Source organism: Streptococcus lutetiensis (assembly GCF_900475675.1).
Taxonomy (GTDB): domain Bacteria; phylum Bacillota; class Bacilli; order Lactobacillales; family Streptococcaceae; genus Streptococcus; species Streptococcus lutetiensis.
This window is the reverse complement of record NZ_LS483403.1, coordinates 1,171,813-1,191,248: the sequence shown is the minus strand read 5'-3', so window position 1 is coordinate 1,191,248 and position 19,436 is coordinate 1,171,813. Positions and strand designations below refer to the sequence as shown.

Annotated in this window: 16 protein-coding genes, 1 tRNA gene and 1 pseudogene; all 18 read left to right on the top strand. The window is 38.3% G+C overall.

Annotated elements, in window-relative coordinates; all coding sequences use genetic code 11:
• Positions 1 to 11: 11 nt before the first annotated feature.
• The 18 genes and pseudogenes from rplS (at position 12) to DQN23_RS05930 (ending at position 19,381) form a co-directional block, all read left to right on the top strand.
• Positions 12 to 359 carry a 50S ribosomal protein L19 gene (gene rplS / locus DQN23_RS06015; protein ID WP_004232567.1) on the top strand — a complete coding sequence of 116 codons (348 nt, stop codon included), beginning with the start codon at positions 12 to 14 and terminating at the stop codon, positions 357 to 359.
• Between the two features lie 57 nt (positions 360 to 416).
• Positions 417 to 488 (top strand) — tRNA-Arg (locus DQN23_RS06010).
• 259 nt (positions 489 to 747) lie between these two features.
• On the top strand, positions 748 to 1,959 hold the full coding sequence (locus DQN23_RS06005) for an FtsW/RodA/SpoVE family cell cycle protein (RefSeq protein WP_020917092.1): 1,212 nt from the start codon (positions 748 to 750) through the stop codon (positions 1,957 to 1,959).
• 150 nt (positions 1,960 to 2,109) lie between these two features.
• Positions 2,110 to 2,670 (top strand): HAD-IA family hydrolase, encoded by a 561-nt coding sequence (locus DQN23_RS06000; protein WP_058814378.1) that lies wholly within the window; start codon positions 2,110 to 2,112, stop codon positions 2,668 to 2,670.
• A complete protein-coding gene (gyrB, locus tag DQN23_RS05995; protein ID WP_058814095.1) occupies positions 2,671 to 4,623 on the top strand; it encodes a DNA topoisomerase (ATP-hydrolyzing) subunit B in 1,953 nt (650 codons plus the stop codon).
• A 105-nt stretch (positions 4,624 to 4,728) separates the two neighbouring features.
• Positions 4,729 to 6,453: a septation ring formation regulator EzrA gene (gene ezrA, locus DQN23_RS05990; RefSeq protein WP_020917089.1), complete on the top strand. Its 1,725-nt coding sequence runs from the start codon at positions 4,729 to 4,731 to the stop codon at positions 6,451 to 6,453.
• Positions 6,454 to 6,904: 451 nt separating this feature from the next.
• Positions 6,905 to 7,972 (top strand): histidinol-phosphate transaminase, encoded by a 1,068-nt coding sequence (gene hisC / locus DQN23_RS05985; RefSeq protein ID WP_058814094.1) that lies wholly within the window; start codon positions 6,905 to 6,907, stop codon positions 7,970 to 7,972.
• Between the two features lie 16 nt (positions 7,973 to 7,988).
• Entirely contained in the window at positions 7,989 to 8,957 is a 969-nt protein-coding gene (locus DQN23_RS05980) for an ATP phosphoribosyltransferase regulatory subunit (protein ID WP_111712919.1), read from the top strand.
• A complete protein-coding gene (gene hisG / locus DQN23_RS05975; protein WP_020917086.1) occupies positions 8,957 to 9,604 on the top strand; it encodes an ATP phosphoribosyltransferase in 648 nt (215 codons plus the stop codon). Before DQN23_RS05980 ends, hisG begins: the two co-directional genes overlap by 1 nt.
• Entirely contained in the window at positions 9,601 to 10,878 is a 1,278-nt protein-coding gene (gene hisD / locus DQN23_RS05970) for a histidinol dehydrogenase (protein ID WP_111712918.1), read from the top strand. Before hisG ends, hisD begins: the two co-directional genes overlap by 4 nt.
• Complete coding sequence (gene serB / locus DQN23_RS05965; RefSeq protein WP_020917084.1) at positions 10,871 to 11,518, top strand: phosphoserine phosphatase SerB; 648 nt, start codon at positions 10,871 to 10,873, stop codon at positions 11,516 to 11,518. Before hisD ends, serB begins: the two co-directional genes overlap by 8 nt.
• Before the next feature lie 25 nt (positions 11,519 to 11,543).
• On the top strand, positions 11,544 to 12,128 hold the full coding sequence (hisB, locus tag DQN23_RS05960) for an imidazoleglycerol-phosphate dehydratase HisB (RefSeq protein WP_020917083.1): 585 nt from the start codon (positions 11,544 to 11,546) through the stop codon (positions 12,126 to 12,128).
• Positions 12,129 to 12,200: 72 nt separating this feature from the next.
• Positions 12,201 to 12,809, top strand: coding sequence for an imidazole glycerol phosphate synthase subunit HisH (hisH, locus tag DQN23_RS05955; protein WP_020917082.1), 609 nt, complete (start codon positions 12,201 to 12,203; stop codon positions 12,807 to 12,809).
• Positions 12,810 to 12,856: 47 nt separating this feature from the next.
• Positions 12,857 to 13,576, top strand: a complete 720-nt coding sequence (gene hisA / locus DQN23_RS05950) for a 1-(5-phosphoribosyl)-5-[(5-phosphoribosylamino)methylideneamino]imidazole-4-carboxamide isomerase (RefSeq protein WP_111698954.1) — start codon at positions 12,857 to 12,859, stop codon at positions 13,574 to 13,576.
• A 3-nt stretch (positions 13,577 to 13,579) separates the two neighbouring features.
• The gene (gene hisF / locus DQN23_RS05945) at positions 13,580 to 14,338 is read left to right on the top strand and encodes an imidazole glycerol phosphate synthase subunit HisF (protein ID WP_020917080.1); all 759 of its coding nucleotides are present in this window, start codon (positions 13,580 to 13,582) and stop codon (positions 14,336 to 14,338) included.
• Positions 14,335 to 14,655: a phosphoribosyl-AMP cyclohydrolase gene (gene hisI, locus DQN23_RS05940; RefSeq protein ID WP_020917079.1), complete on the top strand. Its 321-nt coding sequence runs from the start codon at positions 14,335 to 14,337 to the stop codon at positions 14,653 to 14,655. The genes hisF and hisI overlap by 4 nt, the downstream gene beginning before the upstream one ends.
• 11 nt (positions 14,656 to 14,666) lie before the next feature.
• Entirely contained in the window at positions 14,667 to 14,981 is a 315-nt protein-coding gene (hisE, locus tag DQN23_RS05935) for a phosphoribosyl-ATP diphosphatase (RefSeq protein ID WP_111712917.1), read from the top strand.
• A gap of 206 nt (positions 14,982 to 15,187) precedes the next feature.
• Positions 15,188 to 19,381, top strand: a pseudogene (locus DQN23_RS05930) (pullulanase).
• The last annotated feature ends 55 nt before the right edge of the window (positions 19,382 to 19,436 follow it).

Genomic DNA, 19,436 nt, shown 5'->3' with positions numbered 1-19,436 from the left:
AGAATAAATAAATGAATCCATTAATTCAAAGTTTGACTGAAGGTCAACTACGTACTGACATCCCTGCATTCCAACCTGGTGATACTGTTCGTGTTCACGCAAAAGTTGTCGAAGGAAGCCGCGAACGTATCCAAGTTTTCGAAGGTGTGGTAATTTCACGTAAAGGTCAAGGGATCTCAGAAATGTACACAGTTCGTAAAATTTCAAGTGGTATCGGTGTTGAACGTACATTCCCAGTTCACACTCCACGTGTAGAAAAAATCGAAGTTGTTCGTCACGGTAAAGTACGTCGTGCTAAACTTTACTACTTGCGTGCATTGCAAGGTAAAGCTGCTCGTATTAAAGAAATCCGTCGTTAATTTTGGCGATAACTTTTCGATTGAAAAAATCTGTCCTTGTGACAGATTTTTTCATAGCTCCCCTTAGTTCAATGGATATAACAACTCCCTCCTAAGGAGTAGTTGCTGGTTCGATTCCGGCAGGGGAGATATAAGTAGGCATAAAAGTCCTTGATTTCAAGGTCTTTTTTCGTTATCAAATACACTTGACCTAAAATTGTCCAAAAAAGATTATTATATCAGAATTATCCTTAGTTAATGGCTTTATTTTTTTGAAAATGTACACGAAAATTCCTGAAAACCATGCCTTGATTTTTTCTGAAAAATTCCCGTATTTTCACCAGCTTTTTTCCTCAAATCTAATTAAAAAATGATATAATATTTTTTGACTAGAAACGAAGGAAGTAACATGGCAAGAAAAAAATATTCTATTGATAGTCGAATTGACTATTCTGTAATTTTACCTGTTTTTTTTCTTTTGCTAATTGGTTTGGTAGCCGTTTATATTGCAACGTCAAATGACTATCCTGGAACAATTGCAAAAGTAATGACACAACAAGGTGTTTGGATCTTTTTAGGGTGTGTAGTTGCCTTTGTTGTTATGCTCTTTAGTACTGAATTTTTATGGAAAGTCACCCCTTATTTGTATGGCTTGGGTTTGGCTTTGATGATTTTACCTTTGATTTTTTATAGTCCAGAATTGGTCGAATCAACCGGTGCCAAAAACTGGGTAACCATTGGGTCAGTAACCTTATTTCAACCTTCCGAATTCATGAAGGTCTCTTACATTTTGATGCTAGCTCGAGCATCGATTTGGTTTAGACACAAAGTGCCAGAAGATAATTTAAAAAACGATTGGAAGCTTCTTGGAATCTTTGCTTTGATTACCTTGCCGGTCATGGTGTTATTAGGTTTGCAAAAAGACCTTGGGACGGCCATGGTGTTCTCTGCTATTCTAGCAGGTTTGATTTTATTGTCAGGAATTTCTTGGTGGATTATCTTGCCTGTTGTGATTGCGGTAACGGTGATTATTGGAGGCTTTCTAGCTCTTTTTCTATCACCACATGGCAAAGATATTTTCTATGGTTTAGGGATGGATACCTATCAAATTAATCGTATTTCAGCTTGGCTAGATCCATTTTCATACGCTAAATCAATTGCTTACCAACAAACTCAAGGTATGATTTCAATTGGTAGCGGTGGGCTTGGTGGTAAAGGTTTCAATGTTATTGACCTTGCTGTTCCAGTTCGTGAAAGTGACATGATTTTCACAGTTATTGCTGAGGACTTCGGTTTTCTTGGCTGTGCGGTTGTTATGACTTTGTATCTTGTTTTGATTTATCGCATGATTCGTGTGACTTTTGAGTCAAACAACCGATTCTACACTTACATTTCAACTGGATTTATCATGATGATTTTGTTCCACATTTTTGAAAATGTTGGTGCTGCGATTGGTATTCTACCTTTGACTGGTATTCCATTGCCATTCATCTCACAAGGTGGTTCATCATTGATTACTAACTTGATTTGTGTTGGTTTGATTCTATCAATGAGTTATCAAAATAATTTGCACCATGAGCAAGAAGTTGAAGAGCATTTCAGACGAAGTGAACGTTATTAAAAGAGGTTTGGGAAAATTCTCCCGAGCCTTTTTTTGCCTAAAAAGCAATTTTGTTATCACAAAAATCTTTTGAAAATCCTGTTTGACTATGTGGGAAATTGATTGAGTAGAGACTATAAAAAAATGCAAAATTGTGATATAATATTGGTTATGAATTACCATGATTATATCTGGGATTTGGGTGGCACTTTACTCGATAATTATGAAATGTCCACTCAGGCTTTTGTGAAAACTTTAGCTAATTTTGGTTGTCAAGCATCGCATGATGACGTTTATGAAAAGCTAAAAGAATCAACAGATGCTGCTGTTAAAAAATTTATCCCAAACCAACCACAATTTTTGAAAGCATATAAAGCATTAGAAGCCGATTATTTGAAAACACCGGTTCTTTTTACAGGCGCCAGCGAGGTTTTACAGGCAATTGTGGCTAGCGGTGGGAGAAATTTCTTGGTTTCTCATCGAAATAAACAAGTCCTTGATATTTTAGAAAAAACAAAGGTACTTCCCTATTTCACAGAAGTCGTGACATCAGAAAGCGGCTTTGCTCGTAAGCCAAATCCAGAATCAATGTTATACCTCAAAGAAAAGTATAAGATTGAAAATGCTTTGGTTATTGGAGATCGTGAAATTGATAAAGAAGCTGGTCAAGCTGCTGGCTTTGATACCTTGTTAGTTGATGGGAAAAAATCCTTATTGGAGATAGTGAAGTAAATGACGGAAGAAAATAAAAATTTAGCAGAATTAGCGAAAGAGTACGACGCCAGTCAGATTCAGGTCCTAGAGGGACTTGAAGCTGTACGTATGCGCCCAGGGATGTATATCGGTTCAACCTCAAAAGAAGGATTGCACCACTTGGTCTGGGAAATTGTCGATAACTCAATCGATGAAGCCTTGGCAGGATTTGCCACGCACATTGAGGTTTTCATCGAGAAAGATAATTCGATTACAGTTGTCGATGATGGGCGTGGTATTCCAGTCGATATTCAAGAAAAAACAGGTCGTCCAGCCGTTGAAACGGTCTTTACAGTATTGCACGCCGGTGGTAAATTCGGCGGTGGCGGTTATAAAGTATCAGGTGGTCTCCACGGGGTAGGTTCATCTGTTGTTAACGCTCTATCAACACAATTGGATGTGTCTGTTTATCGTGATGGAAAAATCCATTATCAAAAATATCGCCGTGGTCATGTTGTTGACGATTTGAAAGTTATTGGTGACACAGACCGTCACGGTACAACTGTTCACTTCACTCCAGATGGCGAAATCTTTACAGAAACAATAGTATTTGATTTTGATAAATTAGCTAAACGTATTCAGGAACTTGCTTTCTTGAACCGCGGTTTGCGTATTTCAATCACTGACAAACGTGAAGGTATTGAACAAGAACAACATTATCACTACGAAGGTGGTATCTCAAGTTACGTTGAATTTATCAACGAAAACAAAGATGTTATCTTTGATAAACCTATTTATACTGATGGTGAAATGGATGGTATTTCAGTTGAAGTTGCCATGCAATATACAACTGGTTACCACGAGACAGTGATGAGCTTTGCCAATAACATTCACACTCATGAAGGTGGTACACACGAACAAGGTTTCCGTACAGCTTTGACACGTGTGATTAACGATTATGCTCGTCAAAATAAATTGCTTAAAGAAAAAGACGATAATCTAACTGGCGACGATGTTCGTGAAGGTTTGACAGCAGTTATCTCTGTTAAACATCCAAACCCACAATTTGAAGGTCAAACCAAAACAAAACTTGGAAACTCAGAAGTTGTCAAAATTACTAACCGTTTATTTAGCGATGCATTTGGACGTTTCTTGTTAGAAAATCCTCAAATTGCTAAGAAAATCGTTGAAAAAGGAATTCTTGCTTCTAAAGCACGTATTGCTGCGAAACGTGCACGTGAGGTAACACGTAAAAAATCAGGTCTTGAAATTTCAAACTTGCCTGGTAAATTGGCAGACTGTTCTTCAAACGACGCAACAATGAACGAATTGTTCATCGTCGAAGGGGATTCTGCGGGTGGTTCTGCAAAATCAGGACGTGACCGCGAGCACCAAGCAATTCTACCAATTCGTGGTAAAATCTTGAACGTTGAAAAAGCAAGTATGGATAAAATCCTTGCTAACGAAGAAATTCGTAGCTTGTTTACAGCAATGGGAACAGGTTTTGGAGCTGATTTTGATGTGACCAAAGCTCGTTACCACAAACTAGTTATCATGACCGATGCCGATGTCGATGGAGCACACATTCGTACTTTGCTTCTGACATTGATTTATCGCTTCATGCGTCCTGTATTGGAAGCAGGATACGTATACATCGCACAACCACCAATTTACGGTGTTAAAGTGGGTAGTGAAATTAAAGAATACATCCAACCTGGTGCTAATCAGGAAGTTGAACTACAAGCGGCAATTGAGCGCTACAGCAATGGTCGTTCAAAACCATCTGTTCAACGTTACAAAGGTCTTGGTGAAATGGATGACCACCAACTCTGGGCAACAACAATGGATCCAGAAAATCGCTTAATGGCGCGTGTATCTGTTGATGATGCTGCCGAAGCAGATAAGATTTTTGATATGCTTATGGGAGATAAGGTTGAACCACGTCGTGAGTTCATTGAAGAAAATGCGGTTTACAGTACGCTTGATATTTAATCGAATATTAACATAAAAATACTGCACACAATCTCTAAGTATGTTATAATCGTAATGTTATAGCTATTTTTTACGATAAAAAAGACAATTTATAAGGAGTTTTAAATGTCGAGCGGAATTATTTTACTGCTTGTAGCAATAGTTGTTTTAGTCATTATTGCTTATCTAGTTGGCGTTATCGTACGCAAACGAAATGATTCATTGATTGCAAGTTTGGAAGAAAGAAAGCAATCGTTATTTGGATTACCAGTCAATGAAGAAGTCGAAGCTGTTAAAAATCTTCATCTTATCGGACAAAGTCAAACAACATTTCGTGAATGGAACCAAAAATGGGTTGATCTTTCATTAAATTCTTTCTCAGATATTGAAAATCATATTTTTGAAGCTGAAGATCTTAACGATAGCTTCAAGTTTATCAGTGCGAAACATGAAATTGACAATGTTGAAAGCCAATTGAACTTAGTTGAAGAAGATATCAATGCGATTCGTGAAGCACTTGCTGTTTTGAAAGAACAAGAAGAAAAGAACAGTGCACGTGTGAAGCATGCTTTGGACTTATATGAAACTCTTCAAGCTTCTATTTCAGAAAAAGAAGACAATTTTGGTTCAACAATGCCCGAGATTGAAAAACAATTGAAAAACATCGAGGCTGAGTTCTCACAATTTGTAACACTTAACTCAACAGGTGACCCAGTTGAAGCCTCTGAAGTACTTGATCGTGCTGAAGAACATACTATTGCACTTGGTCAAATTTCAGAACAAATTCCAGCAATCGTTGCTAAATTGGAAGATGATTTTCCAGATCAATTGGATGATTTGGAACAAGGTTACCGTCGTCTGCTTGAACAAAATTACCACTTCGCTGAAAAAGACATTGAAGCTCGTTTCCAAGAAGTGCGTGATGCAATCCGTGCTAATTCATCAGAACTTGTGACTTTGAATCTTGATCGTGCTCGTGATGAAAATGAACACATCCAAGAAAAAATCGATTCATTATATGAATTGTTTGAACGTGAAATTGCTGCTCACAAAGCTGCGCTTAAAGACAGTAAAATCATTCCAGACTATTTGGCACACGCTAAAGCCAATAACGAAAAATTGGAACACGAAATCAAACGCTTATCTCACAAGTATATCTTGAATGATAACGAAAACTTAAGTCTTCGTTCATTCACTAAAAATTTGGAAGAAATCGAACAAGAAACATTGCCAATCGTTGAAGTTTTCGATAATCAAGATAAACCATTCTCTGAACTTCAATTGATTTTTGATCGCACATTGAAAACTCTTGATGCGATTGAAGAAGGTCAAATGCAAGTCTTCGAACATGTCAAAAACATTGAACAAATCGAAAGCGTTGCTCGTCAAAGCTTAGATCAATACATTAATCGTTTGCACTCAATCAAACGTTACATGGAAAAACGTAACTTACCAGGAATTCCTCAAGATTTCTTGAGCGCATTCTTCACAACAAGCAAACAATTGGAAGTTTTGATTGATGAGCTTAGCCGCGGTCGCATTGATATTGAAGCAGTTTCTCGTTTAACTGATGTTGCAACTGCAGCAATTGCTAATCTTGAAGAAGCAACTTACCAAGTTGTTCAAAATGCAACATTGACTGAACAGTTGTTACAATACTCTAACCGTTACCGTAGCTTCGAGCCAAGTGTTCAAAGCAGTTTCGAACATGCTTTGCATCTCTTTGAAGTAGATAACAATTATCAAGCGTCATTTGACGAAATCTCATATGCACTTGAAACAGTTGAACCAGGTGTAACTGATCGTTTCGTATCATCATATGAAAAAACACGTGAACAAATTCGTTTCTAAGATGATATGTCATATAAGAAAAAAAGGTTTAGAAACTTTCTAAGCCTTTTTTGATACTTTTATTCTATTTTGGGTTAAGTTGACTTAAAATTTTGGGTATAAATATAAAGATTCTAAAAATTTAGCTTGATATTTTCAGAATTTTCTTGTAAAATAGCTTTAATATAAAAAAGCGATGATAGAAAAAGCCTAAGACAACAGACAGAGAGTGCTTGGTGGTGAGAAAAGCATGCAATCCTTAGGCGACACATTCTTGAGTGCGTGTGCGAATGCTTCTAGCTAGTAGTGCACGACGGATGGATCCACGTTACGGATTAGAAGTCTAGTACTTCATGAGAGCAGTTAAGGTGACTTGCTGTTGAATCAAAGGTGGAACCACGTTGTTAACGTCCTTGCAAAGTTTTTTTGCGAGGGCGTCTTTTTTATATCAGAAAATAGAAAGGATCTTATTATGACAACTATTAAAGGATTGAGAGAAATTGAACCTTACGTTGCCGGAAGCCAACCAAGCGGTGAAAATTTAATTAAACTAAATACAAATGAAAATGCTTATGGACCAAGTCCAAAAGTAGCAGAAGTTTTTTCACAGTTTGATGTCCATCAATTGCGAAAATATTCGACCTTGGATCAAAAATCACTACGCATTGCGCTTGCTAAGCAACACGGTCTTGAACCTGATCAGATTATCGTTGGTAATGGTTCAGATGATATTTTATCCATGGCATTTCTAGCATTTTTTAATAGTGATGATCCGGTTTTGTTTCCTGATTTAACTTATGGATTTTACAAGGTTTGGGCGGATTTGTATCATGTCAATTACCATGAAATTCCATTGAATGAGCAGTTTGAGATTGACTCTAGTGATTACATTGCTGACAATGGAGGAATTATCATCACCAATCCTAATGCGCCAACTGGCATTTATAAATCGCTTGATGGGCTTGAAAAGATTATTCGTGCTAATCAAGACGTGGTCGTCATTATTGATGAAGCTTATATTAACTTTGGTGGTCAAAGTGCTCTGCCATTGCTTAAAAAATATGAGAATGTCTTTATCACACGGACATTTTCAAAAGATGCTTGCCTTGCTGGTTTGCGAGTTGGTTATGGTTTGGGAAGTCCAAAATTAATGGCGGTGATTAATGCGGTTAAGAATTCCGTTAATCCATATAATGTTGATTTGATTGCTGAAAAATTAGCGCTTGCAGCTGTTGAATCTTGGGATTATTATGAAGACACTTGCCAAAAAATCATGGCAACCAGAGATTGGTTTGCAAAAGAGTTGAGATTTTTAGACTTTAAGGTTTTAGAATCAAAGACAAATTTTGTCTTAGTAGAATGTCCAGATAACGGCGCAGCCTTACTGTTTGACTACTTACAAGCTAAAAATATTTATGTGCGTTATTTCCCAAAAGTTGAACGCATTAAAAATTACTTGCGCATTTCTATCGGGCGTCAAGATGAAATGGAAGAAGTGCTTAAGGCGATTAAAGAATTCTTGGCTGTAGGTTTGAAATGATTTGAGGAGTGATGGAATGAAAAAAACGACTTTACCAGTAGGGATGCACGATAAATTATTCAAACGCGCACGTGTAACCTACAAAATTGAACGAGATATCAGTGATTTCTTGATGAGTCAAGGCTTTAATCGTATTGAAACACCGACCTTGGAACATTTTGAAGTCTTTAGCGATACGCTTAATAAAAATAATTATAATTTTTTTGATAAAAGTGGCGAACTGTTGACCCTTCGTCCGGATATTACTAGTCAGATTGGACGTGTGATTGTTTCAACCCAAGTTGAAACGCCGATTAAATTTTTATATTCAGGCAAGGTCTTCAAATACAATGAAGAAATGCGTGGCTTGATGAACGAGCACACACAAGCAGGGATTGAAATCGTTGGTTATCCAGCTAAAGAGGCGGTTTATGAAGCCATCGCTTCAGCAAAAGCATCGCTTGATAAGGCAGATATCCCATCTTACCAATTTGAGTTTTCACATGCTGGTATTTTACAAACGATTTTTGATGATTTGAACTTACCAGCTGCAGCAGAAAAAGAATTGGATGTGGCACTAAAAGACAAAAATATCACGCAATTAAATGAGTTAACGAAGAAATATCCAAGTGAATTTGACGATTTCTTGAAAAATTTGCCTTATCTTTTTGGTGAAAGTCATCAAGTGCTTAGCAAAGCTCGTAAGCTTGTTAAAAATGAGTCTGTCTTAGCTGCTTTGACTGATTTGGAAGATTTGTTGGCACAGGTCTCTGATATTTTACCTGAGAGTCATATTGATTTAGCTCAAATTCCATCTATGCCATACTACACTGGTGTCATGTTTAAAGTCTTTGGGGACAAAGTTCCAGATGCTTTTGCTTCAGGTGGACGCTATGACAAGTTATTTGAACGTTTTGGCGCTAAAAAATTAACAGCAGTTGGTTGGGCAGTAGATATTGATGCCATTTACCAAGCAGTACACGATAGTTTAGAAGGAGGTGCCTAATGGAAAATCAAATTACGATTGCTTTGACCAAAGGACGTATTAAAAAAGATACCGTAAAACTTTTGGAAAAAGCTGGTTTTGACATGTCTTTTATGGCGGATAAGGGACGTAACCTAATTTTTGAAAGTCCGGACAAGAAATTCCGCTTTTTGCTTGTTAAGGCACCCGATGTGACAACTTATGTTCGACATGGTGTTGCTGATCTTGGAGTTGTCGGAAAAGACTTGCTTATTGAGCATCCGATAGGTTACCTTGAAATGCTTGATTTGAATTTTGGGTTGTGTAAGTTTTCTGTTGCTTCAACGGACGCTTACAAACCGCATGATCACAAGCGCAAGCGTATTGCCACAAAATATCCAACAATTGCTACTGATTATTTTAATAAAAAAGGCGAAGATGTTGAAATTATTTCAATTCAAGGAAGTGTCGAAATTGCTCCAGTTATCGGCTTAGCGGATGCTATTGTTGATATCGTAGAAACAGGAAATACTTTGGTTGCCAATGGTCTCAAGGTTTATGAAGACATTTGTCGTATATCAGCTCGTCTGATTGTCAATAAGGCAGCTTTGAAAAATAATCCAGAAATCATGCCATTTATCCAAAAATTGGAAAGTATCGTTGGAAATGAGGAGGTAGCTTTTAAATGAAAGTTTTAACAGGAACGACAGAAGAAATTTCAAAAATTCTCTATCAAGAACAACTCGAATTGAGTAAAGAAAACCTTGACGTCGACGATGCAGTCCGTCAAATTTTGGAAGATGTCAAGAAAAATGGAGATAAAGCTTTAAAAGTTTATTCTGAGAAATTCGACAAGATTGCTTTGGATAACTTTGAAGTAAGTCAAGATTTGATTAACCAAGCTTTTGAGGAGATTAATCCAGAAGTCTTGGTAGCTCTCAAAAACGCGAAAGCAAACATTGAAAGTTATCACAAACAACAATTGGAATCAGGTTTTGAAGACCAACCGACTGATGGTGTTATTCGTGGTCAATTGATTCGTTCAATTGAACGAGCTGGTGTTTATGTGCCAGGTGGGACAGCAGCTTACCCATCGTCAGTTTTGATGAATGTGATTCCTGCAAAGATTGCTGGTGTTAAGGAAATTATCATGATTACCCCACCGCAAAAATATTTTGAACCTGCTATTTTGGTGGCTGCATCACTTGCTGGTGTCAATAAGATTTTTCAAGTTGGTGGTGCTCAAGGGGTAGCGGCTCTTGCTTATGGGACAGAAACGATTCCTCGTGTTGATAAAATTACAGGACCTGGAAATATTTTTGTTGCGACAGCCAAGAAAATGGTTTACGGTCTTGTTGGAATTGACATGATTGCAGGACCATCAGAAATTGGAGTGATTGCCGATAGCTCAGCAAATCCTAAATACGTTGCTGCAGATTTGCTTTCTCAAGCTGAACACGATGTGCGTGCTCGCGCGATTTTGGTAACTGATTCGGCTGAATTGGCTGAAGCTGTTGAGGTAGAGATTGAAGAGCAACTTAAACGTTTGCCACGTGAAAACATTGCACGCCCATCAGTTGAAAATAACGGTTACATTATCATTGCAGATTCGGTTGATGCTATGTTTGATTTGATGAACCAAGTGGCACCAGAACACTTGGAATTGGCTATGGATAATGCTTATGATTATCTTGATAAAGTACAAAATGCAGGTTCAGTTTTCTTGGGTCATTTCACCAGTGAACCGATTGGTGATTACTATGCTGGAGCAAACCACGTCTTGCCAACAACAAGTACCAGTCGTTTTTCATCAGCTCTTGGAGTGCATGATTTTGTGAAACGAATTCAGTACATGCAATACTCAAAAGCAGCTGTCAATGCGGCTAGTCACGATATTACAACACTTGCTTATGCCGAAGGTTTGCAGGCTCATGCTAAAGCAATCGAGGTGCGCCATGACTAAAGTAAAAGGATTGCTAGTGATGGATGTAGATTCTACACTCATCCAAGAAGAAGGAATTGACTTGCTTGGTGAAGAAGCAGGTGTTGGTACAAAGATTGCTGATATTACAGCGCGTGCTATGAATGGTGAGCTAGATTTCAAACAAGCTTTGGATGAACGTGTGGGTCTCCTAAAAGGCTTGCCAGAGACGATTTTTGATAAAGTTTTAGCTCGCATGCATTTTACAAATGGGGCTGAAAAATTGGTGGCTGAACTTCATCATCGTGGTTATAAAGTTGCCGTGGTATCAGGTGGTTTTCATGAAACTGTTGATGTCTTGGCTAAGCGCATCGGTATTGATTATGTTAAAGCTAATCGTTTAGAAGTTAAAGATGGACTTTTGACAGGAAAAGTGCTTAGTGATGTGGTTACCAAAGATGTTAAAAAAGCAAGCCTTATTGAATGGGCAGCTGAAAATGGCTTAGACTTAAGTCAAACCATTGCTATGGGAGATGGAGCTAATGACCTTCCAATGATTAAAACAGCTGGTATCGGAATTGCCTTTTGTGCCAAACCAGTTGTGCGAAAAGAAGCCCCTTACCAAATTAATGAAGCAAATTTGTATAAAGTGATTGATATTTTAGATAGTCAAAGCAGATAGATAAAAGTATCAAAAAGGAGTTGTTATGAGACAAGCAGAGATTGAACGTAATACCTTTGAAACTAAAATTAAATTGAGCCTTAATCTTGATGCCCAAGAGCCAGTTTCTATTGATACTGGTGTTGGTTTCTTTGACCATATGTTGACTCTTTTTGCCAGACACAGCCGCATGTCTCTTGTGGTAAAAGCAGATGGAGACCTTCATGTGGATAGTCACCACACGGTTGAAGATGTTGGAATTGTGCTAGGTCAAGCATTGAAAGAAGCTTTGGGAGATAAGTCTGGTATCAATCGCTACGGAACGTCATTTGTGCCAATGGATGAAACACTTGGAATGGCAAGCCTTGATTTGTCAGGACGTAGCTACCTTGTTTTTGATTGTGAGTTCGATAATCCAAAACTTGGCAACTTTGATACAGAGCTCGTAGAAGAATTCTTCCAAGCCTTTGCTTTTAATGTTCAAATGAATCTGCATTTGAAGATTTTACATGGCAAAAATAACCACCACAAATCAGAAAGTTTGTTCAAAGCAACTGGCCGAGCTCTTCGTGAAGCTATTGCCATTAACCCAGAAATTCACGGGGTTAATTCAACAAAAGGTTTGTTGTAATTAAAAATAGAAAGGAAAATCAGTCGAAGCACTCTTATTTAGTGGCGCTTGCAAGGCTTGATAACTTAGCTAATGATTATTGTAATTGATTATGATGCAGGAAATACTACTAATGTCTTAAGGGCTTTGAAAAAAATTGGTGTTCAGGCTGAATTATCCAGTGACCCGACAAAAATTTTAGCAGCTAGAGGTTTTATACTACCTGGTGTTGGAGCGTATCCAGCTGCCATGGCCGAGCTGACTAAGCGTGGTTTGGTTCCAGTAATTAAAGAAGCAGTTGCTAAAGGAGCACCGCTACTTGGTATTTGTCTTGGAATGCAAGTCTTGACAGAAGTTGGTTTAGAACATCAAGAAACAAAAGGACTTGGTTTTATTCCGGGCGTTTGTAGAGAAATCAAAGCAACCAAAAACATGCCAGTGCCTCACATGGGCTGGAATAATTTGACAGTCAAACATGAAACTCCTTTAACGGAAGAACTTGAAGGACAGTCTGTTTATTTTGTTCACAGTTATTTTACAGATGTTCCAAAAGAATACATCGATGTGACTGCAGATTATGGCATTGATGTGCCAGCTATGATTCACAAGGACAATGTTTATGGCGCCCAGTTCCACCCTGAAAAATCTGGTGATGTGGGCTTAGGAATTTTAAAAAAATTTATTGCACTGTGTGAGAAATAAGTTTCACGATTTTTGGGTAGTGTTTTAGAAGAGAAAAGGAGTTTTATATGCAGATTCTTCCAGCGATTGATATCAAAGAAGGACAGGTGGTTCGTCTTTTTAAAGGTGATTTTAATCAAAAGACTGTGGTTAACCCTGATGTTATTGGGCAGTCTAAAATCTTTGCGCAAGCTGGTATTGATTTTATTCACGTTGTTGATTTAGATGGAGCTTTTGATGGCCGAGCTACAAACCGTGATTTGATTGCCAAATTGAAAAAAGAATCTGGACTTGGTGTGGAAGTTGGTGGCGGTATTCGCACACTTGAACAGATTGAAGATTATCTTGCGGTAGGTATTGACCGTGTGATTATTGGTTCAATGGCTGTGAAAAATCCAGACTTTGTCAAAGCTGCCTTGGAAAAATTTGGTAGTGACAAAGTCGTTGTCGGTATCGATGCCAAGAATGGCATGGTGGCTACAGAAGGTTGGCTTGAAACAAGTAATGTTGATTACATCAGCTTAGCTAAAGCCATGGAAAAAATCGGGGTGACTCTCTTTGTCTACACAGATATTGACCGAGATGGGACACTAACAGGACCTAATTTTGAACACTATGATCGCTTGGTGGCTGAGTTGACAACAGCTAAAGTCATTGCTTCAGGTGGTATTGCTGAACAGTCTGATTTGGTGAAATTGCAACAAATCGGAGTTGCTGGAACAATCGTCGGTAAAGCTTATTATAATGGCAATATTAGTCTTGAAGAATTGAAAGCTTTTGGAGGATAGCTTATGCTGAAAAAACGCATTATTCCATGTCTTGATGTCAAAGATGGACGTGTGGTCAAAGGGGTTAATTTTGTTAATTTAATGGATGTTGGTGACCCAGTTGATGCAGCGCGTGCTTATTATGAAGCAGGATGTGATGAATTAGTTTTCTTAGATATCACAGCAACGCATGAAAAACGTGATACGACAGTTGATATGGCAAGACGCGTTGCGGATCAAGTTTTTATTCCTTTTACAGTCGGCGGCGGTATTCGTTCTGTTGAGGATATGAACAAAATGCTTAAAGCTGGAGCTGATAAGGTAGCTGTCAATTCATCGGCTGTTGCCAATCCACAACTTATCAAAGAATGTGCTGAAAAGTTCGGTAATCAATGTGTGGTATCAGCTATTGATGCTCGTAAGGAAACAGATGGTACTTGGCACGTCTATGTAGCTGGTGGTCGTAAAGACACAGGTATTGATTTGATTGAGTGGGCTAAAAAAGTAGTCAGTCTTGGTGCTGGCGAAATTCTTCTAACTAGCATGGATAAAGATGGCACAAAATCTGGCTTTGATTTGGAAATGTTAAATGCCGTTGCTGATGTGGTGAATGTTCCTATTATCGCTTCTGGGGGTGCCGGCAATATTGAGCACATGGTTGAAGTCTTTGAAAAGGCATCGGCTACAGGTGCTTTAGCAGCTTCTATTTTTCACTATGGCGAGGTATCGATTGCAGATACTAAAGCGGCTATGGCTGAAGCTGGAATTGAGGTGAGACGATGAGTGATATTAAACTTGATTTTGCAAAACAAGATGGACTTCTTCCAGTAATTGTCACTGACTATAAGACTGGTCAAGTGTTAATGCTTGCTTACATGAATGAAGAAGCGTACCGTTTGACCTTGGAAACAAAGCAGATGCACTACTGGAGCCGTTCGCGCAATGAACTTTGGCAAAAAGGAGCAACAAGTGGTCACTATCAATACGTCAAATCCATTAAAACAGATTGTGATTGTGACACATTACTTGTGGCTGTAAAACAAGAAGGAGCAGCTTGTCACACAGGTGCTTACAGCTGTTTCTTCAATGATATTTTATAGAAAGGAAAACTATGCTAGAAACAATTTATAAAGAAGCTTTAGGCCGTAAAGAAAACCCTAAAGAAGGTTCTTACACTAATTACCTTTTTGACAAAGGTTTGGATAAGATTTTGAAAAAAGTTGGTGAGGAAGCAGCTGAAGTTGTTATCGCTGCTAAAAATGCTGATAAAGATGAAATCGCAAATGAAACAGCAGATGTTTTGTATCACTTAGCTGTCATGTTAGTTGAAACTGGTGTTACAACTGAAGACATTGAGGCTGTTTTGAAAGCTCGCCAAGGCAAAAAAAGTAACGTTCACGACCGACCAGAAATCACAAATTATTAAGCAAGAAGAGATAGGAAGTTCTTTCCTATCTCTTTCATCTTCTTTAAAGCAATCGATTGCATTATTATTAGGGTAATTTATCTGCGTTATATATTGAATTGATGATTAAAAAAATAAATTTATCTTACGAAAACGATTGCGCAATTATAAAGTATTTTGTATACTGAAAGCATGAAATATTACTAATTTTAAGACGGAGGTCTTCTATGAAAAAGGTAAGTCGGCTTTCTTTCCCAGAAAAGCGGGAATACTTTGGAATTCGTAAGCTAAAAGTTGGTATTGCTTCGGTTGCGATTGCAACAGCTCTTTTTTGGGGTGCTGGATTGACAAGTGTTTCAGCAAATCAAGCGACTTCTCAAGCAGCAGTTTCGGAAGTGATAAATGAGACATCGCTCCCAGATGATGGCAGTCAGGCTCTTCTTGAACCAGAGAAAACAGCAGACGCTAATCAAAACCTTGAAGAATCTAATTCTTCTGATTTAAGTGATGACAGCCAAAATCAATTAACAGAGTCTGAAAGTTCAGCGGTAGAAGAAACTGTGCCAGAATCACAGCCTCAAGAAGTTATTTCACAGGCACAAGGGGTTCAAGGGGCAGCAGAAATAGATGAAATTTCTGACGTTAAAGCAGTGACAAGCGCTGAAAACAGTAATCAAGTGAATCTCCTAAAATCTTCTCAACCTGATAATCAAGTCTCAAATCCTCCAATTGCTGAAAATACGCTGCGCGTTCATTTTAAGACCTTACCATCAGATGATTTGGCAAGTCTTGGTTTGTGGACTTGGGAAGATGTCGAACATCCATCTGAATCTTGGCCAAATGGTGCGATTAATCTTTCTAATCTTAAACACGACGCTTATGGTTATTATATCGATGTGAAATTGGTCAATGGTAATCCTCACAAAGTTGGATTGCTCATCAATAATACTAGTGGTGAGAATGTTTCAGGGGATAAAGTGGTGAATCTTATCAGCCAAGACATGAATGAAGTTTGGTTTGATGAGGATTATAATGCTATCTATTACGCCCCACTTGAAAAAGGAAAAATCCGTATTAATTACTATCGTAGTGATGGAAATTACAAGAACTTGGCAATTTGGTTGTGGGGAAGTGCAGATAGTTCCATCACTAGTCGCTTAGGTTCTTGACCTCATGGTGTTGATTTTAAAAACTTTGGCAAATACGGTGCTTATATCGATGCGTCGTTGGCAGATTTTAATGAGCTTGGTTTCTTGCTCCTTGATGAATCAAAAGAAGGCGATGCGGCCAAGATTCAACCAGACAATTACACCTTTAAGGATTTAGCTAATCAAACACGAATTTTCTTGAAAGATGAGGATAAGACCATTTATACGAATCCATATTTTGTAAGCACAATTTGCTTAACATCTGCACAACAAATTAGTCAATCAGAGCTTGAAGCAATCATTAGCAATCTAGCAGACGCCGATAAAACTGAACTCCTAGAAAATCTTAAAGTGACTGATAAGACTGGCAATGCTGTTGCTATTACAGATATTACTCTCGATAAAGCAAGTAATAAAGTTACTATCACAGGTGATTTTTCAAGCGATAGCCTTTATACAGTAAGCTATAATGGTGACCGATATCAAGCTAAGCAAAGTTGGCAATACACAGATTCTAAATACGCTTATGATGGTGATTTAGGAGCACGTGTCTTTGATAATGGAGCGCGTGTTGATTTGATCGTTTGGTCACCAAGTGCAGATATCGTTTCTGTTGTTCTCTATGATAAGAATGACCAAACCAAAGTCATTGGCAAAATTGCTATGACTAAAGGAAATAAAGGTCAATGGTCGGCTAGTCTAACACCAAGCCTTGGTTTAGGTATTAGTGATTATCGTGGCTATTATTATCATTATGAAATCACACGCGGAAAAGAGACTGTTCTGGCACTTGACCCTTATGCTAAATCATTAGCTGAGTGGAACAGTGATTTGATTGGAACTGATCCATCTTATAAAGTGGCTAAAGCAGCTATCGTTGATCCTAGCGCTATCGGCAATCAAGACTTGAATTATGCAAATATCAAAGGCTACAAAGACCGTGAAGATGCTATTATCTATGAAGCACATGTCCGTGACTTTACATCCGATACAGCTATTTCAGAAGAACTTCGCAATCAATTTGGTACCTTTGCAGCGTTTGCTGAAAAATTGGATTACCTTCAAAGCCTAGGTGTCACTCATATTCAATTGCTTCCTGTTATGAGTTATTACTACGTTAACGAAGTGATGAATAACAAGCGCTTAATAGATTATGCCTCAAGTAATACAAACTACAACTGGGGTTATGACCCACAAAGTTATTTTGCTTTGACAGGAATGTATTCTGAAAATCCAGCTGACCCAGCAAAACGTATCGCAGAATTCAAAAATTTGATTAATGAAATTCACAAACGTGGTATTGGAATTATCCTGGATGTCGTTTATAACCACACAGCTGACCTTGCTATTCTTGAAAATTTGGAATCAAATTATTATCACTTTATGGAAGTTGATGGCAAGGCTAAAACAAGCTTTGGTGGTGGTCGCCCAGGAACAACTCACTATATGACACGACGTATGGTGCTTGATTCGATTGCTTATTGGACAAAAGAATTTAAAGTGGATGGCTTCCGTTTTGATATGATGGGTGACTTGGATGCTGAGACTGTTCAAATGGCTTATGACAAAGCAAAAGCTTTGAATCCAAATGTTATCATGCTTGGTGAAGGTTGGATTACTTATGCTGGTGATGCCAATGATAGTCGTCAACCTGCTGACCAAACTTGGATGGCACACACAGACAGTGTGGCTTCATTCTCTGATGATATTCGTAATCTCCTTAAATCAGGGTATCCAAGTGAAGGTGCACCATGCTTTATTACAGGTGGGGTTAAAAATTTGCAAGAGCTCTTTAATAGCATAAAAGCTCAGCCAAATAATTTCACAGCAGATGATCCAGGTGATGTGATTCAATACATTGCAGCTCATGACAATCTACCCCTTCACGATATTATTGCTAAATCAATCCACAAAGACCCATCAGTGGCAGAAAATGAAGAGGAAATTTTACGTCGTCAATGTTTGGGAAATCTTATTATCTTGACTTCTCAAGGAACAGCCTTCATCCATTCTGGTCAAGAATATGGTCGTACCAAACAATTCCGTGATGAAGCTTATAAGACACCAGTAGCGGCTGATAAAGTCCCAGCAAAATCAGATTTGCTAACAAACGCTGATGGCACACCATTTGTTTATCCTTACTTTATCAGTGATTCCTATGATTCTACGGATGCTGTTAATCATTTTGATTGGGTAAAAGCAACTGACGGCAAGGCTTACCCAGAAAATGCTAAAACGCAAGCTTATACCAAAGGCTTGATTGCCCTTCGCCGCTCAACAGATGCCTTCACACTTAAGACGAAAGCAGATGTAGATAGCAAGGTCAAACTCATCACCATTCCAAATAAAAATGGAGTTGGTCAAGAAGATTTGATTATCGCTTACCAAACACAAGCAAGTAGTGGTGACGTCTATGCAGCCTTTGTCAATGCTGATAGCAAAGCGCGTGAGTTTGTCTTGTCAGATGATTACAAAGCTCTGTTGAACGCAGAAATTCTTGCTGACGCCGATACCGCAGGTGTCGATGCTATCTTGAATCCAAAAGGTGTGGCTTTTACGGAAAACAGCATTACCCTTAATCCGTTAACAGCAACAATCCTACGTTTGAGAAAGGCGAATGCAGAAACAGAACGTACCCTTTATGACCAAGCAAGTGGTGTAAGTGTCATTTTAGCTCCAGGTGAACGTGAAGAGATTACACAGATTGAAGTCCATCACAAAGAAACAAATGACAGTCAAACCTCTTCAGTCTTGCAAGGTAAAGATTATGATTTATATGATATCGAGCCTGAGGATGCTTATGGCTATGTTGTTAGCACAACTCAAAAAGATCAAGTCATCTTACCAATTGATGCTGGTAAAGCTGTTGCAGAAGTTTTCTATCTTCCAGAAAATGCACAACCGCAACTTCTAGCCTTTAGAGAAGTTAGCAAGTTAGTGGCTGGGCAAGTCGTTAAATTCGTCATCTTTGATGTTGACCACCTCAGCCAATATGGCATTGTTTATCAAGACCAAGTGGCAAAAACTGAAGTGCCAGCTAATTCGAATCAAGTGGCGAAAGTTACAGCGCCAACCCAAACTCAGACTGGAGTCTGGAATCAAGCGGCTTCTCGAGTCCTTTCTGACCTTCAAAAAGTTGCTGTTACTGAAAATAGCACAGTTGCCTTGCCAGAAACTGGTCAAAAAGATAGTAATACTTTAACTTTTGTTGGTCTTCTAAGTCTTGCTAGTCTAGCAGTGTTAGAAGTTAAAAGACGTCAAAAAAGTCATTAACATTTAAATACCTTACTTTCCTTATATAAAGAGCTCCCCTTCTAAAATTGAAGGG

Coding starts and splice junctions, on each gene's coding strand:
- ezrA (WP_020917089.1), top strand. CDS start 4,729: ATGTCGAGCGGAATTATTTTACTGCTTGTAGCAATAGTTGTTTTAGTC.
- hisF (WP_020917080.1), top strand. CDS start 13,580: ATGCTGAAAAAACGCATTATTCCATGTCTTGATGTCAAAGATGGACGT.
- DQN23_RS06000 (WP_058814378.1), top strand. CDS start 2,110: ATGAATTACCATGATTATATCTGGGATTTGGGTGGCACTTTACTCGAT.
- serB (WP_020917084.1), top strand. CDS start 10,871: ATGACTAAAGTAAAAGGATTGCTAGTGATGGATGTAGATTCTACACTC.
- hisB (WP_020917083.1), top strand. CDS start 11,544: ATGAGACAAGCAGAGATTGAACGTAATACCTTTGAAACTAAAATTAAA.
- DQN23_RS06005 (WP_020917092.1), top strand. CDS start 748: ATGGCAAGAAAAAAATATTCTATTGATAGTCGAATTGACTATTCTGTA.
- hisH (WP_020917082.1), top strand. CDS start 12,201: ATGATTATTGTAATTGATTATGATGCAGGAAATACTACTAATGTCTTA.
- hisD (WP_111712918.1), top strand. CDS start 9,601: ATGAAAGTTTTAACAGGAACGACAGAAGAAATTTCAAAAATTCTCTAT.
- hisA (WP_111698954.1), top strand. CDS start 12,857: ATGCAGATTCTTCCAGCGATTGATATCAAAGAAGGACAGGTGGTTCGT.
- DQN23_RS05980 (WP_111712919.1), top strand. CDS start 7,989: ATGAAAAAAACGACTTTACCAGTAGGGATGCACGATAAATTATTCAAA.
- hisI (WP_020917079.1), top strand. CDS start 14,335: ATGAGTGATATTAAACTTGATTTTGCAAAACAAGATGGACTTCTTCCA.
- rplS (WP_004232567.1), top strand. CDS start 12: ATGAATCCATTAATTCAAAGTTTGACTGAAGGTCAACTACGTACTGAC.
- hisC (WP_058814094.1), top strand. CDS start 6,905: ATGACAACTATTAAAGGATTGAGAGAAATTGAACCTTACGTTGCCGGA.
- hisG (WP_020917086.1), top strand. CDS start 8,957: ATGGAAAATCAAATTACGATTGCTTTGACCAAAGGACGTATTAAAAAA.
- gyrB (WP_058814095.1), top strand. CDS start 2,671: ATGACGGAAGAAAATAAAAATTTAGCAGAATTAGCGAAAGAGTACGAC.
- hisE (WP_111712917.1), top strand. CDS start 14,667: ATGCTAGAAACAATTTATAAAGAAGCTTTAGGCCGTAAAGAAAACCCT.